The following is a 17,078-nucleotide window of genomic DNA, read 5'->3' on the forward strand; positions in this document are numbered from 1 at the left end:
ATGAATGCTGAAGACTCCTTGAAACTTGCTCGCCGGTTTATCGGGTTGCCCCTGGAAAAGCGCCAGATGTTCCTCGCGGCGCTGCAAAAGGAGGGCGTGGATTTCGCCCGGTTTCCGATCCCGGCCGGGATCGAAGCCGAGGATCGCCAGGCGTTGTCCTACGCGCAGCGACGCATGTGGTTTCTCTGGCAACTGGATCCGCAGAGCGGCGCCTATAACCTGCCGGGCGCGGTGCGCCTGAGCGGTCGCCTCAACCTCGGCGCGCTGGAGCAAGCCTTCGCTAGCCTGGTCGAGCGTCACGAAACCCTGCGCACGGTGTTCCAGCGCCAGGCTGACGACAGTCTGTTGCAGGTGCCGGCCAGGGCGCCGCTGATGATCAGCCATGCAGATTTCAGTGCATTGCCGGCCAACGAACGTGAGCAGGCCGTGGTGCAGGCCGCCGAACAGCAATCGGTGTTGCCGTTCGATCTAGCCGTCGGCCCACTGCTGCGGGTGACCTTGCTCAAGCTCGCCGAGCAGGAACATGTCCTGCTGCTGACCCTGCATCACATCGTTTCCGATGGCTGGTCGATGAACGTGCTGATCGACGAGTTCATTCGTTGCTACGACGCTTTCGATGCCGGCCAGCCACCACAGCTGAGCGCGCTGCCGATCCAGTACAGCGACTATGCCTTGTGGCAGCGCCGCTGGCTGGAGGCGGGCGAGCAGGCGCGGCAGCTCGATTACTGGCAAGCGCAACTGGGCGACGAACACCCGGTGCTGGAGCTGCCGCTGGATCATGCCCGCCCGGCGATGCCGAGCTATCGCGGCACCCGTTACGAATTCGCCATCGATGGGCAATTGGCCGAGCAACTGCGCAACACCGCGCAGCAGCATCAGGTCACCCTGTTCATGTTGCTGCTCGGTGCTTTCAACGCGTTGCTGCATCGCTATACCGGTCAGACCGACATCCGTGTCGGCGTGCCGATTGCCAACCGCAACCGTGGCGAAATCGAAGGGCTGATCGGCTTTTTCGTCAACACCCAGGTGCTGCGTACCCGGCTGGATGGCCAGACGCGAGTCGATGATCTACTGCGGGCGATCAAGGAAACCGCGCTTGGCGCTCAGGCGCATCAGGATCTGCCGTTCGAGCAACTGGTCGAGGCACTGAAACTGGAACGCAGCCTCAGTCACACGCCGCTGTTCCAGGTGATGTACAACCACCAGCCGCAAGTCGCCGATATCGCCACCCTCAGCACGGCGTCCGGGCTGGTGCTCGACAGCCTCGACTGGCAGAGCCGTACCACCCAGTTCGACCTGACCCTCGATACCTACGAGAAGGGCGGCAAGTTGCATGCCGCGCTGACGTACGCCTGCGACTTGTTCGAGGCTTCGAGCATCGAGCGCATGGCCCGCCACTGGTTGCGCTTGCTCTCGGCCATGGTCGCCGATCCGGCGCAACGCATCGGCGAATTGCCGTTGCTGGCAGCGGATGAACAACACACGCTGGTGCATGACTGGAACAACGTCCACGCGGTCTATCCGACTGAAACACCCATACACCAACTGATCGAAGCGCAGGTGGCGCGCACGCCGAATGCGCCGGCGCTGGTGTTCGGCGAGCAGACCCTGAGCTACGCCGAACTGGATGCCCGGGCCAACCGCCTGGCGCATCTGCTGCGTGAGCAAGGCGTGCAGGCCGACAATCTGGTCGGTGTGTGCGCCCTGCGTTCGGTGGAAATGGTCGTAGCGCTGCTGGCGACTCTCAAGGCCGGTGGCGCCTACGTGCCACTCGATCCGGAGTACCCGCAGGACCGTTTGGCTTACATGATCGAGGACAGCGGCATCACCTTGCTGCTGACCCAGGATGCTTTGCTGGCAGCGCTGCCGACTGACGGCGTGCAGGTCATCACGCTGGATCAACCGGGTCTGCTCGACGGCTACAGCGACAGCCGTGTTGAAGTCCGCGTCGATCCGCTGAACCTGGCCTATGTGATTTACACCTCGGGCTCTACCGGTAAACCGAAAGGCGCCGGCAACAGCCACGCCGCGCTGGTCAACCGTTTGTGCTGGATGCAGGACGCCTACGGGCTCGACGCCAGCGATTCGGTGTTGCAGAAAACCCCGTTCAGTTTCGACGTGTCGGTCTGGGAATTCTTCTGGCCGCTGCTGACCGGCGCGCGTCTGGTGGTTGCTGCGCCAGGTGCGCACCGCGATCCGCTGCAATTGATCGACATCATCAACCGTCACGGCATCAGTACGCTGCACTTTGTGCCGTCGATGTTGCAGGCGTTCATTCACGAGGCGGGCGTCGACAGCTGCGTGGGCCTCAAGCGCATCGTCTGCAGCGGTGAGGCACTGCCGCTGGATGCGCAACTGCAAGTCTTCGCCAAACTGCCGAACGCCGGCCTCTACAACCTCTACGGCCCAACCGAAGCAGCGATCGACGTGACCCACTGGACGTGCGTCGACGAAGGCGCCGACAGCGTGCCGATCGGCCGGCCGATCGCCAACCTGCGCACCCACGTCCTCGATGCCGAGCTGTTGCCGGTACCGAGCGGCGTGACAGGCGAACTGTACCTGGGCGGCGCCGGGCTGGCGCGCAGTTATCACCAGCGCCCGGCGCTGACTGCCGAGCGTTTTGTACCGTGCCCGTTCCACGACGGCGCGCGCCTGTACCGCACCGGTGACCGTGTGCGCCAGCGTGTCGACGGCGTGATCGAATACCTCGGTCGTCTCGACCATCAAGTGAAACTGCGCGGTCTGCGCATCGAGCTGGGCGAAATCGAAACCCGCCTGATGCAGCATCCGCTGGTGCGCGAAGCGGTGGTGCTGGTGCAGGGCGGCAAGCACCTGGTGGCTTACGTTGTGCTGGAACAGGCTCAGCCGGACGAGCAGTGGCAGCAGGACGTCAAGGCGTGGCTGCTCGGCAGCCTGCCGGAATTTATGGTGCCGACCTACCTGATGACGCTGGCCAGACTGCCGGTCACCGCCAACGGCAAACTCGACCGTAAAGCCTTGCCGCAACCGGATGCGGCGCCGCAACAAGCCTTCGTCGCCCCACAGGATGCGCTGCAAAAAGCCCTGGCGGCGATCTGGGAGGACGTGCTCGGCCTTGAGCGCGTGGGTCTGGAAGACAACTTCTTCGAACTGGGCGGTGACTCGATCATCTCGATTCAAGTGGTCAGCCGTGCGCGGCAGGCCGGGATTCGTCTCAGCCCGCGCGACCTGTTCCAATACCAGACTGTGCGCAGCCTCGCGCTGGTTGCCACGCTGGACAGTCAGACCTCGGTAGACCAAGGACCGGTGACCGGTGCCGCCGTGCTCGGGCCGATCCAGCAGCATTTCTTCAGCCGCGCGATGCCGCTGCGTGAACACTGGAACCAGTCGCTGCTGCTGACCCCGCGCGACACCTTGAATGCACAGTGGCTTGATGCCGCGCTGGCGCAGGTGATCAATCATCACGATGCCTTGCGCCTGCGCTTTGTCGAAAGCGCTGAAGGCTGGCAGCAAAGCCATGGCCCGCTGGTCGACAGTGCTGAGCTGTGGTTGCGTGACGCCGCGTCCGCTGAACAATTGCAGACGCTGTGCAACGAAGCCCAGCGCAGCCTCGACCTGCAGAACGGTCCGCTGCTGCGTGCATTGCTGGTGACGCTGGCCGATGGCTCTCAGCGCCTGGCCCTGATCATTCACCACTTGGTGGTGGACGGCGTTTCCTGGCGGGTGCTGCTGGAAGATGTTCAGCAGGCGTACGTGCAATTGGCGGCGGGCGGCGGCATGCAATTGCCGGCCAAGACCAATGCCTTGCAGAACTGGACCGCGCGCCTCGAAAGCGCCGCTTCACGCTTCGACGAACAACTGGGTTACTGGAAAACCCAGCATCAGGGCGCGACGGACCTGCCGTGCGAACGTCCCGATGGCAGCCTGCAAAACCTGCACGGCGAGAAAATCGAATGGCGCCTTGATGCCGAGCGCACCCGTCAGTTGCTGCAACAGGCACCGGCCGCGTATCGCACGCAGGTCAATGATCTGCTGCTCACCGCATTGGCGCGCACCATCAGCCGCTGGACCCGGCAGCCGGGCACGCTGATCGAACTGGAAGGGCATGGTCGCGAAGACCTGTTCGATGACATCGACCTGACCCGCACCGTGGGTTGGTTCACCAGCCTGTTCGCGGTCAACCTGACGGCCGCCAATGATCTCGACGGTTCGATCAAGTCGATCAAGGAGCAACTGCGCGCCGTGCCGGACAAAGGTCTGGGTTACGGCGTGCTGCGTTACCTGGCGGCGCCGTCGGTGCGCGCCGAACTGGCCGAGCTGACGCCGCCACGCATTACCTTCAACTACCTTGGCCAGTTCGATCGTCAGTTCGACGAAGCCGCGCTGTTCGAACCGTCCGCCGAAACCAGCGGCATCGCGCAGGATCCGGCGGCGCCACTGGCGAACTGGCTGACCGTGGAAGGTCAGGTGTATGGCGGTGAGCTGTCGATGAGCTGGGGCTTCAGTCGTGAAATGTTCGACAGCGCGACCGTGCAGGCACTGGTGGATCAGTACGCCATCGAGTTGCATGCGCTGATCGAGCATTGCTGCACGTTGCAAGCCGCGCAAGCGACGCCGTCGGACTTCCCGCTGGCCCGTGTGACCCAGGCACAACTGGATGCGTTGCCGGTGCCGGCAGGTTTGCTCGACGATGTTTATCCACTGTCGCCGATGCAGCAGGGGCTGCTGTTTCACACTCTCTACGAACAAGCGGCGGGCGAGTACATCAACCAGTTGCGCGTTGACGTACAAGGTCTCGATCCCGAGCGTTTCCGCGCTGCGTGGCAGGCCACCGTCGATGCGCAGGACATTCTGCGCAGCGGATTCGTCTGGCAGGGTGAGTTGGCGCAGCCGCTGCAGATCGTCCACAAGCAGGTGCAACTGCCATTCAGCACGCTGGACTGGCGCTACCGCGACGATCAGCCCGCAGCGCTCGCGGCGTTGGCCGATGCCGAGCGTCAGCAAGGTTTCGATCTGAGCCGTGCACCCTTGCTGCGACTGCTGCTGGTGCAGACCGGCGCCGAGCAATGGCACCTGATTTACACCCATCACCACATCCTCATGGACGGCTGGAGCAACGCGCAGTTGCTCGGCGAAGTGTTGCAGCGCTACAGCGGGCGCACGCCGGCGAATGGCGGCGGGCGTTATCGCGATTACATCGCCTGGCTGCAACGCCAGGATGGCCAATTGAGTCAGGCGTTCTGGAGCGGTCAATTGGCCGCGCTGCAAGAGCCGACCCGACTGGCGCGCGCAGCCACCGCTGGCGAGATTGCCAGCGGTCACGGCGATCATTACCTGACGCTGGATGTGCAGCGCACCCAGGCGCTGGAAAACTTTGCCCGCCAGCAAAAAGTCACCGTCAACACCTTGGTGCAAGCGGCGTGGCTGCTGTTGCTGCAACGCAATACCGGCCATGAGGCCGTGGCGTTCGGTGCGACCGTGGCCGGGCGTCCGGCGGATCTGCCGGGCATCGAGCAACAGGTCGGTCTGTTCATCAACACCTTGCCGGTGATCGGCGCACCGCGTCCGGATCAAAGCGTTGGCAGCTGGCTGCAAGCGGTACAGGCGCAGAACCTCAGCCTGCGCGACTTCGAACACACGCCACTGGCGGACATCCAGCGTTGGGCCGGGCAGGGCGGTGAGGCGCTGTTCGACAACATTCTGGTGTTCGAAAACTACCCGGTTGCCCAGGCGCTGAGTCAGGCCGGGCAAGGGCTGACATTCGGTGATGTCGGCAACCTCGAGCAGACCCATTACGCGCTGAGCGTGGCGGTCACGCTTGGCCGGCAACTGGCGTTGCACTACAGCTTTGATCGCGGCCAGTTTGCCCGTGAGGTGATCGAAAGCATCAGTGCGCAATTGCTGCAATTGCTTGAGCAGTTCGCCGTGTCGGCCGAGCGCAACCTCGGTGAAATCGCTTTGGCCAGTGTTCAAGAGCAGGCTCGCCAGCAAGCCGAAAACCACCCGCAGCCGTACCCGGTGAACATCGGCGTGCATCAGCGCATTGCCGCATTGGCTGCGCAGAATCCGCAGCGCACAGCGGTGATTTTCAATGATCAGCGTTTCAGCTACGGCGAAATCGACCAGCGTGCCAATCAACTGGCGCATGCACTGATCGCCCGTGGCGTCGGTGCGGAAACCCGCGTTGGTGTAGCGCTGCCGCGCAGTGAGGCGGTGATCGTCGCGCTGCTGGCCGTGCTCAAGGCCGGAGGCGCTTATGTGCCGCTGGACACCAGCTACCCGCGCGAACGTCTGGCCTATCTGATCGAAGATTCCGGGCTGGCGCTGCTGATCAGCGACTCGTCGGTGTCGGCGCAATTGCCGGCCGATGAATCGGTGCCGCTGCTGGAACTGGATCGTCTCGATTTACGCGAGTTGCCGATCAAGGCACCGCACGTGCAACTCGATCCGCACAACCTCGCCTACGTGATCTACACCTCCGGTTCCACCGGCAATCCAAAAGGCGTCAGCGTCGCGCACGGCCCGTTGGCCATGCACTGCCAGGCCATCGGTCAACGCTATGAAATGCGTGACAGTGACTGCGAATTCCACTTTATGTCGTTCGCCTTCGACGGTGCCCACGAGCGCTGGCTGACCAGCCTGACCCACGGCGCGTCGCTGCTGATTCGCGACGACACCTTGTGGACACCGGAGCAGACCTACAACGCCATGATCAAGTACGGCGTGACCGTGGTCGCGTTCCCGCCGGTGTACTTGCAACAACTGGCCGAGCACGCCGAGCGCGTTGGCAATCCGCCGAAAGTGCGCATCTATTGCTTCGGCGGTGATGCGGTGCCGAACGCCAGTTTCGAGCGGGTCAAGCGCGCACTCGATCCGGACTACATCATCAACGGTTACGGCCCGACCGAAACCGTGGTCACGCCGCTGATCTGGAAGGCCGGTCGCGAGGTGCCATGCGGCGCTGCGTATGCGCCAATCGGCAGCCGCATCGGTGACCGCAGCGCCTACGTGCTCGACGCCGATTTGAACCTGCTGCCGCAAGGCATGGCCGGTGAGTTGTACCTCGGTGGCACGGGGTTGGCGCGGGGGTATCTGAACCGTCCTGGGCTGACCGCCGAGCGCTTCGTCGCGGACCCGTTCAGCACCAGCGGTGGCTTGCTTTATCGCACTGGCGACCTGGTGCGTCAGCGTGCCGATGGCACGTTCGACTATCTGGATCGCATCGACAATCAAGTGAAAATCCGCGGTTTCCGCATCGAGCTCGGCGAAGTCGAAGCGGCGCTGCAAGCCCTTGACGGCGTGCGTGAAGCGGTGGTCGTGGCGCAGGAAGGCAGCGCCGGTAGCGGCAAGCGTCTGGTCGCCTATGTGGTAAGCGATTCTGACCGCGCGGACTTCACCGAAGACCTGCGTGCGCAGCTCAAGGCTACCCTGCCTGCGCACATGGTGCCGGCGTATGTGTTGCGTCTGGAGCGCATGCCGCTGACACCGAACGGCAAACTCGATCGCAAGAACCTGCCGAAACCGGACGTCAGCCAACTGCAGCAAGCTTACGTTGCACCGCAAAGTGCGCTGGAGCTGCAACTGGCAACGATCTGGCAGGACGTGCTCAAACTTGAGCACGTCGGCAGCAGCGACAACTTCTTCGAACTGGGTGGCGATTCGATCATCTCGATTCAAGTGGTCAGCCGTGCGCGGCAGGCCGGCATTCGCTTCACACCCAAAGACCTGTTCCAGCACCAGACCATTGCCGCGCTGGCGTTGGTGGCGCAGACCGGCGAAGCGTTGCAATTGATCGATCAGCAACCGGTGACTGGCAGCACTGCGCTGCTGCCGATTCATCAGGAATTCTTCGCCCAGGCGATTCCGGATCGTCATCACTGGAACCAGTCGGTGATGCTCAAGCCGAATCAGCCACTGGATGCTTGCGTGCTGGAGCAGGCGCTGGATGCGTTGGTGCTGCATCACGACAGCCTGCGTCTGGAATTTGTCGAGCAGGCTGAGGGCTGGCTCGCGCAATACCGCGACGTTGTCACCCAGGCCGGCGAGACCATCCTCTGGCCAGTCGAGGTGGCTGATCTCGACGCTTTGCAAGTCCTGGGCGACAAGGCTCAGCGCAGCTTGCAATTGAGCGGTGGAACGCTGATTCGCGCGGTGCTGGCGAATCTCGCCGACGGCAGTCAACGTTTGTTGCTGATCGTGCATCACCTGGTGGTTGATGGTGTGTCGTGGCGGATTCTGTTCGAAGATTTGCAAAACGCTTACCGGCAGATTCTGGCAGGTAATCCGGTGCAACTGCCGGCCAAGACCAGCGCAGTCAAAGCCTGGGCAGCGGCATTGCAGGACTACGCGGCAAGCCCTGCGTTGCAGACTGAGTTGAGCTTCTGGCAGCAACAGTTGCGAGGCGCTTCGGCTGCCTTGCCTTACGACCATCCGCACGGCGGGCAGCAACACGATCAGGCGCTGACAATCCGCAGCAAACTGGACAAATCCCTGACCCGGCAACTCTTGCAGGATGCACCGCAGGCCTATCGCACGCAGGTCAACGATCTGCTGCTGACAGCACTGGCGCGAGTGATGGTGCGCTGGACCGGTGCTGACAACGCGTTGGTCCTGCTTGAGGGCCACGGTCGCGAAGACCTCTTCGACAGCATCGACCTGACTCGCACCGTGGGCTGGTTCACCAGTGTGTTCCCGGCGCGCCTGTCGCCGGTGGCTGAACTGGGGGCTTCGCTGAAACAGGTCAAGGAGCAACTGCGGGCGATTCCGCACAAAGGCATCGGTTTCGGTGCGCTGGCACATCTGAGCGATGCGCAGGCTCGCGAGGCACTGCAAGGTTTGCCGGCGCCGCGCCTGACCTTCAACTATCTGGGCCAGTTCGATGGCAGTTTCGATGCGGCCGACCAAGCCTTGTTCGCACCGACCAGCGAATCCGCTGGCGCTGAAGTCAACATGCAAGGCCCGCTGGGCAACCCGTTGGCGCTGAACGGCAAAGTCTTCGGCGGCGAACTGGACCTGAGCTGGACTTACAGCGGCGCGATGTTCGACGCGGCGACCATCCAGCGTCTGGCCGATGACTATGTGCAAGAACTCACCGCGCTGATCGGCCATTGCTGCGACACCGGCAACCGTGGCGTGACGCCGTCGGACTTCCCGTTGGCGCAACTGTCGCAAGCGCAACTGGATGCGCTGATTCTGGAACCGCAAGGCATCGATGACATTTACCCGTTGTCGCCGATGCAGCAGGGCATGCTCTTCCACACCCTGCTCGAACATGGCAGCGGCGATTACATCAACCAGATGCGTCTGGACGTCGAGGGTGTCGATCCGCAGCGTTTCCGCGCCGCCTGGCAAGCCGTGGTCGATGCCCATGACATCCTGCGCAGCGGCTTCTTCTGGCAGGGCGACTTGCCGCAGCCGGTGCAAGTGGTGCAGCGCTCGGTCGAAGTGCCGTTCAGCGTCATTGACTGGAACGGCAAGGCTGATCTGGAAACGGCGCTGCAAACCCTCGCTGACGAGGAGCGCGCACTGGGGCTGGACTTGACCTGTGCGCCACTGCTGCGTCTGGTGCTGGTGCGCACGGCGATTGATCGTCATCACCTGATCTACACCAATCATCACATTCTCATGGACGGCTGGAGCAGCGCGCAGTTGCTCGGCGAAGTGCTGCAGCACTATCGCGGCGAAGCGGTGCCGCGTCCGGCGGGTCGCTATCGCGATTACATCGGTTGGCTGCAACGTCAGGATGCAACGGCGGCTGAAGCCTACTGGCTGGCGGCGCTGGCCCCTCTGCACGAGCCGACGCGTCTGGCCAATGCGCTCGCGCGGCCAGTCGATGGTTTGCCAAGTGTCGGTTACGGCGACCATTACCAAGTACTGGACGCTGATCTGAGCGTGCGTCTGGGTGAATTTGCCCGGGCCTCGAAAGTCACCGTCAACACGCTGGTGCAAGCCGCTTGGCTGTTGCTGTTGCAGCGCTACACCGGCAAGGACTGTGTGGCATTCGGCGCGACCGTGGCCGGGCGTCCGGCGGATCTGCCGGGAGCCGAGGAGCAGATCGGTCTGTTCATCAACACCTTGCCGGTGGTGGCGGCGCCACAAGCGCAGCAGAGTCTGGCCAGTTGGCTGCAAGCCGTGCAGGTGCAGAACCTCGCTTCACGCGAGTTCGAACACACGCCGCTGGCGGACATTCAGCGCTGGGCCGGGCAGGGCGGTGACGCACTGTTCGACAGCCTGATGGTGTTCGAGAACTACCCGATTGGCGAAGCGCTGGAGCGCGGTGCGCCGCAGGGTTTGCGTTTTGGTGCAGTGGTCAATCAGGAACAGACCAACTATCCGCTGACCTTGCTGGTGAGCATGGGCGCGCAACTGTCGGTGCATTTCAGTTACCAGCGCGACAGTTTTGCGGCGGCCAGCGTGGCGCAGTTGGGCGCTGGCCTGCAGCGTTTGCTGACGCAGATGGCGGCAGCAGGTGAACGCTCGTTGAGCGAGTTGCAACTGATCGAAAACCGCCCGAGTGTCGACACCGACTTCGTCACCGACCTGTGCATTCATCAAGCCATCGCTCGCCAAGTGGCGGCAACCCCGGATGCGCTGGCGGTGACCTTCGCCGATACACGACTGACCTACGCCGAACTGGACGCGCAGGCCAATCGTCTGGCGCACAAGCTGATCGAACTCGGTGTCGGTCCTGAAGTGCGCGTGGGCGTGGCGATGCCGCGTTCCGAGCAGTTGCTGATTGCCTTGTTGGCGGTGCTCAAATCCGGTGGCGCCTATGTGCCGCTGGACCCGGATTATCCGGCTGATCGCGTTGCCTACATGCTTGAAGACAGCCGTGCGCGGGTGTTGCTCACCGAGCAAGCGGTCGCTGCGACGCTGAGCGTTCCGGGCGATACGCAAGTACTGCTGATGGATCAGGTTTCCCTGAGCGGTTACTCGGCTGTCGCACCTCTCACAGCGGTGCAGCCGGACAACCTCGCCTACGTGATCTACACCTCCGGTTCCACCGGCAAGCCGAAAGGTGTGGCCATCGCCCATCGCAACGTCATGGCGCTGATCGACTGGTCGGCCAAGGTTTACAGTCGTGACGACATCCAAGGCGTGCTGGCCTCGACTTCGGTGTGCTTCGACTTGTCGGTGTGGGAGCTGTTTGTCACCCTGGCCAATGGTGGTTCGCTGATCATCGCGCGCAACGCGCTGGAGTTGCCGAACCTGCCGGCGCGTGATCAGGTCCGCCTGATCAACACCGTGCCATCGGCCATCGCTGCACTGCAACGCGCCGGGCAGATTCCCGCGAGCGTGCGCATCGTCAATCTGGCTGGCGAGCCGCTCAAGCAAGGGCTGGTCGACGCGCTGTATCAACAGCCCACCGTTGAGCATGTCTACGACCTCTATGGCCCGTCGGAAGACACTACCTATTCGACCTGGACCCGCCGCGTTGCCGGTGGTCAGGCGCGCATTGGTCGTGCCCTGAACTACAGCGCCAGCCATCTGCTCGATGCCGACTTGCACGTTGTGCCCCAAGGCGTTTCGGCGGAGCTGTACCTGTCCGGCGCCGGCATCACGCGCGGTTATCTGGGGCGCGCGGCGATGACCGCCGAGCGCTTTGTGCCGAACCCGTTCGTCGGCAATGGCGAGCGCATGTACCGCACCGGCGACCTGATTCGTGAACGCGAAGAGGGCGAGCTGGAGTACATGGGCCGGATCGACCATCAGGTGAAAATTCGTGGATTCCGCATCGAACTGGGGGAGATCGAGGCGCGATTGCTCGCGCAACCGGCGGTCACCGAAGCGGCGGTGCTGGCCATCGAAAGCGAGGCGGGCGCGCAACTGGTGGCCTACGTGGTCGCCCCGCAACTGGAGCTGTACGACGGCGAAGCGCAGCGGCAACTGCGCGACGGACTAAAGACTGGCCTCAAGTCTTCGTTACCTGACTACATGATTCCCGCGCACCTGCTGTTCCTTGAGCAGTTGCCACTGACCCCCAACGGCAAACTCGACCGCAAGGCCCTGCCCGCGGTGGATGCCAGCCAGATGCAGGCCGCGTACGTCGCGCCGCAGAGTGAGCTTGAGCAGCAGGTCGCGGCGATCTGGCAGCAAGTGCTCGAGGTTGAACGCATTGGTCTGAACGATCACTTCTTCGAACTGGGCGGGCACTCGCTGCTGGCGGTCAACGTGGTGTCGCGCATGGCCCTTGAACTGGGCCTGACGCTGACCCCGCAACTGTTATTCCAGCACCCCGTCCTGAGCGACTTTGTCGCTCGACTCGATACAGGAGGCGGGGCAATCAACGAACAGAAACTGAGCAAGCTGGAAGCCCTGCTTGACGATATGGAGGAAGTCTGATGGACAAGAGTGTTGCTTTGAGGGTAGCCAAGCGCTTTATCACTCTGCCGCTGGACAAACGTAAGCTGTACCTGGAAAAGATGCTCGAAGAGGGCGTCTCTCCGGCCAACCTGCCGATCCCGGAAACACGTTCCGGGTTTGCCGCCATTCCTCTGTCGTACGCTCAGGAGCGTCAACTGTTCCTTTGGCAAATGGACCCACACAGCACCGCGTATCACATTCCCAGCGCCTTGCGCCTCAAGGGCCAGCTGGACGTGGCGGCGCTGGAGCGCAGCTTCAATGCGCTGGCTGCGCGCCATGAAAGTTTGCGCACCACGTTCGCCGAGCACGGCGAAACCTTCTGCCAGGTGATTCACCCGCAATTGCCCCTGAGCATCACCCTGGCGCCGCTGCCCGAAGGGCTCGACGGCGCTGGCGCAGAGGCGGCGATCAAGGCGTTTGTCGAAAGCGAAACCGCGCGCCCGTTCAATCTGCAACAGGGCCCGCTGCTGCGCGTGGCATTGCTCAAAGTCGCCGATGATGATCATGTGCTGGTGTTGATCCAGCACCACATCATCTCCGATGGCTGGTCGATCAAAGTACTGGTCAACGAGCTGATCCAGCATTACGCCGCCGACACGGGCGGGCAGCCACTGGCATTGCTGGAACTGGACGTGCAATACGCCGACTACGCGATCTGGCAGCGTCACTGGCTGGAAGCGGGCGAGCGTGAGCGGCAACTGGCTTACTGGATCAAGACGCTGGACGGCGAGCAGCCGGTGCTGGAATTGCCCATCGATTTTCCGCGCCCGGCGGTGCAAAGCCTGCGCGGTGCACGTCTGCAACTGGACCTGCCAGCCGCCCTCGGCGATGCGCTCAAGCAATTGGCCCAGCGCGAAGGCGCCAGCCTGTTCATGGTGTTGCTGGCGTCGTTTCAGGCGTTGCTGCATCGCTACAGCGGCCAGGCGCAGATTCGCGTCGGCGTGCCGACCGCCAACCGCAACCGGGTCGAGACTGAAGGCCTGATCGGCTTCTTCGTCAACACCCAGGTACTCAATGCCGAGGTGAATGGTCAACTGCCGTTCAACCAGTTGCTGGCGCAGGTCAAGCAAGCGGCGATGGCCGCGCAGGCGCATCAGGATCTGCCCTTCGAGCAGTTGATCGAAGCGCTGCAACCGGAACGCAGCCTGAGCCACAGCCCGGTGTTCCAGGTGATGTTCAACCACCAGACCCGTCGTGACCAGAGCCGTGGCGCAGTGCAACTGCCGCAACTGAGTGTCGAGGATGTGCAGTGGGAAGGGCGCACCGCGCAATTCGACCTGACCCTCAATACTTACGAATCGAATGACGGTTTCGCCGCCGAACTGACCTACGCCACCGATCTGTTCAAGCCGGAAACAGTCGAGCGTCTGGCGCGTCACTGGCAGAACCTGTTGCAGGGCATCATCGCCGCGCCAACCCGGCGTGTCGGCGAACTGCCGCTGCTGGACAGCGCCGAACACGGCGTGTTGTTGCAGGACTGGTTCCGCGTGGCCGATCACCGCGCGCAGGCCGAATGCGTGCAGCAGGACTTTGCCTTGCAGGCGCAGTACAACCCGCAGGCCACGGCGCTGATCATCGGCGACGACGTACTGACGTATGGCGAACTGGATGCCCGGGCCAATCAACTGGCGCATCACCTGATCGAGGCCGGTGTCGGCCCGGATCAGTTGGTCGGCATCGCGGTCGAGCGCAGCGTCGAAATGATCGTCGGCCTGCTGGCGATCCTCAAGGCCGGCGGCGCGTATGTGCCGCTCGACCCGGCGTATCCCGAGGATCGTCTGGCTTACATGATCGAGGACAGCGGCCTGCAATTGCTGCTGACCCAAACGCATTTGCAAACGCAGTTGCCGATCCCGGCGGGTGTGCAGACCCTGTTGCTCGATCAGCCAGATGACTGGCTGGCGGCTTATCCACAGACCGCGCCGAGCGTGGCCGTCAATGGCGAGCATCTGGCTTATACGATCTACACCTCCGGCTCCACCGGTAAACCGAAAGGCGTGATGGTGCGCCACGCGGCGCTGCGCAACTTTGTTGCGAGCATGATCAAGCAGCCGGGGATTGCCGCTGCGGATCGCATGTTGTCACTGACCACGTTCTCCTTCGATATTTTCGGCCTGGAAATCTACGGCCCGCTGCTCGCGGGTGCCTGTGTGGTGCTGACCGGCAAGGACGTGCATCAGGACCCGCAAGCGGTGCTCGAGCTGATCGCGCGTCACGCCGTCAGCGTGCTGCAAGCCACGCCATCGACCTGGCGCATGCTGCTCGACAACGAGCACGCGGCGATTCTCAATGGCCGCACGTTCCTCTGTGGCGGTGAAGCGCTGCCGCAGGAACTGGCCCAGCGCATGCTGGCGCTGACGCCGAGCGTGTGGAACCTCTATGGCCCGACCGAAACCACGATCTGGTCGGCGCAACACGCGTTGAGCGCGGACAACAGCCGGCCGTTCCTCGGCACGCCGATCGACAACACCGCGCTGTACATTCTTGGTAGCGACCTTGAGCTCAATCCGCTCGGCGCACCCGGTGAATTGCTGATCGGCGGTGACGGTCTGGCGCGTGGTTACTTCCAGCGCCCGAGCCTGACCGCCGAACGTTTTGTGCCGGACCCGTTCGCGAAAAACGGCGCACGTCTGTACCGCACCGGCGACCTGACCCGTTATCGCGCAGAAGGCGTGATCGAGTACATCGGGCGCATCGACCATCAAGTCAAAATCCGTGGTTTCCGGATTGAATTGGGCGAGATCGAAGCGCGTTTGCTCGCGCTGGACAGCGTGCGCGAAACCGTAGTGGTCGCGCAGGACGGCCCGACCGGCGCGCAACTGGTCGGCTATGTGGTGCCATCCGCCAGCACTGTCGATGAAGTTGAACTGCGCGCTGAATTGAAAGCCAGCCTCAAGGCTGAGCTGCCGGAATACATGGTGCCGGCGCACCTGTTGTTCCTCGCGCAACTGCCCCTGACCCCGAACGGCAAGGTCGACCGCAAAGCCTTGCCGGCACCTGACGCCAGCCAGTTGCAATCAACCTATATCGCTCCGCAGACCGCTACTCAACACACTGTCGCCGAGATCTGGCAAGCAGTGCTCAAGCTTGAGCGTGTCGGCCTGAGTGACAACTTCTTCGAACTGGGCGGTCATTCGTTGCTGGTGACCCAAGTGGTGTCGCGTGTGCGTCAGACGCTGAACGTTCAGGTGCCGCTGCGCACGCTGTTCGAACACAGCACGCTGGAGGATTTCGTTGCCGCGCTGGGTGTCGATCAGGCCTCTCGGGAACCGGCGATTGTCGCGTTGCCACGCCTGCAACCGCTGACGCTTTCCTATGCGCAGGAACGCCAGTGGTTCCTTTGGCAACTCGACCCGACCAGCACCGCTTACCACGTTCCGGCCGCACTGCGTCTGCGTGGTGAGTTGAATCTGCCGGCGTTGCAGCAAAGTTTCAATGCGCTGATCGAGCGTCACGAATCTCTGCGCACCTGTTTCGTCGAAGAGCAGGGCCAGACCCTGCAAGTGATTCAGGCCCACGGCACGCTCGACCTGCAAGTGCAGGAGCTGGCGGGGCTGGACGACGCGGCGCTGCAAGCGCTGGTCGCTGAAGAAACCCTGCACCTGTTCAACCTGCAGCAAGGCCCGCTGCTGCGGGTGAAACTGCTGCGTCTGGCCGCCGATGATCACGCGCTGGTGATCACCTTGCACCACATCGTCTCTGACGGTTGGTCGATGAACATCATGGTCGATGAACTGGTGGCGTTGTACGCCGCGTACAGCCAGGGGCAGACCGCGACATTGCCGACGCTGCCGGTACAGTACGCCGACTACGCCGTGTGGCAGAAACAGTGGATGGACGCTGGTGAACGCGAGCGTCAATTGAGCTACTGGACGGCGCAACTCGGCGATGGCGATCAACCGTTGCTGGAGCTGCCGACCGACCGTCCGCGCCCAGCCGAGCAAAGCTATCGCGGTGCCCGTCGCGACATCCCGCTGAGCCTCGAACTGGCCACTGCCCTCAAGCAGGTCGCGCAGCGTGAAAACGTCACCCTGTTCGCGCTGTTGCTGGCCTCGTTCCAGACCTTGTTGCACCGCTACAGCGGTCAGGCCGACATCCGTGTCGGTGTGCCCGTGGCCAACCGCAATCGGGTGGAAACCGAAGGCCTGATCGGCTTCTTCGTCAACACTCAGGTGCTCAAGGCCGAGTTCGACAGCCAACAGACCTTCCGCAGCCTGTTGCAGCAAGTGAAAAACACCGTGCTCGGCGCTCAGGCGCATCAGGATCTGCCGTTCGAGCAACTGGTCGACGCGCTGCAACCGGAGCGCAGCCTCAGCCACAGCCCGCTGTTCCAGGTGATGCACAACCACCAGAGCCAGGCGCGTCAGGCACAGGGCGCGACACGCCTGCCGCAACTGCACATCGAGGGCCTGCCTTGGGCGTCGAATACCGCGCAGTTCGACCTGACCCTGAACACCTTCGAATCGACCGACAACGTCTGGGCTGAGCTGACCTACGCCACCGACCTGTTCGACGTCGAAACCATCGAGCGCCTGTCGCAACACTGGACGAATCTGCTGCAAGGCATCGTCACCGACAGCGGCCAGCGTATCGCTGAACTGCCGCTGCACGACGCCGCCGAACGCGCGGCGACCCTGCGGCAATGGAATCCGGCGGTGGCCGATTTCCGCAACGAGCAGTGCCTGCATCACTTGATCGAAGCCCAGGTCGCCCGTGCACCGCAAGCGGTTGCCGTG

2 protein-coding genes (1 of these 2 cut by a window edge) are annotated in these 17,078 nt (G+C 63.0%); both read left to right on the plus strand.

All coding sequences use genetic code 11. The annotated features are described in order from the left end of the window. Nucleotides 1-12,321 carry a non-ribosomal peptide synthase/polyketide synthase gene (locus P3G59_RS10030; RefSeq protein WP_277761399.1) on the plus strand — a complete coding sequence of 4,107 codons (12,321 nt, stop codon included), beginning with the start codon at nt 1-3 and terminating at the stop codon, nt 12,319-12,321. Next, a protein-coding gene (locus P3G59_RS10035) for a non-ribosomal peptide synthase/polyketide synthase (protein ID WP_277761400.1) crosses the window boundary here: on the plus strand, nt 12,321-17,078 show its 5' portion. It continues 10,227 nt past the right edge of the window; 4,758 of the gene's 14,985 nt are visible here — the first part of the coding sequence; it begins with the start codon at nt 12,321-12,323; the stop codon falls past the right edge of the window. Before P3G59_RS10030 ends, P3G59_RS10035 begins: the two co-directional genes overlap by 1 nt.

Origin of the sequence: Pseudomonas sp. A34-9 (assembly GCF_029543085.1) — a bacterium.
GTDB lineage: Bacteria > Pseudomonadota > Gammaproteobacteria > Pseudomonadales > Pseudomonadaceae > Aquipseudomonas.

What these genes read in the sequence shown, in the direction of transcription:
- P3G59_RS10030 (WP_277761399.1), top strand. Translation starts at nt 1, where the DNA reads ATGAATGCTGAAGACTCCTTGAAACTTGCTCGCCGGTTTATCGGGTTG.